At 60.1% G+C, this 243-nt stretch carries 1 protein-coding gene; it reads right to left on the bottom strand.

The genetic code is table 11. The annotated features are described in order from the left end of the window. Window positions 1–54: 54 nt before the first annotated feature. Window positions 55–243 (bottom strand): hypothetical protein (locus CVH10_RS26345; RefSeq protein ID WP_181244738.1); only part of this gene is annotated, 189 nt, incomplete at its 5' end.

Consider the following 243-nt stretch of genomic DNA (forward strand, 5'->3'; position numbering starts at 1 on the left):
TGCAGTGCGCAGAATTTCAGAGAGGGTGGCGGGGGTGCTTGAGTTGCTCATGGTTCAGTTTCTTGCAGTGGTGGTACCGATGACGCCGCAGAGTGTCAGCAGCACCGGAAGGTGGTTCTTGGAAACGCCGTCGTAGCCGAATGGAATCGACGCGGCCACAGTGGCCGTGGACGTCTTCGCAGCGCGGCGAAAGTCCCGAACCTCTTTGGGCAGCCGGGAGTCGTGGTCGTTCTCGACCGTTTT

Source organism: Halomonas sp. ND22Bw (assembly GCF_003011945.1).
Lineage (GTDB): Bacteria > Pseudomonadota > Gammaproteobacteria > Pseudomonadales > Halomonadaceae > Halomonas > Halomonas halophila.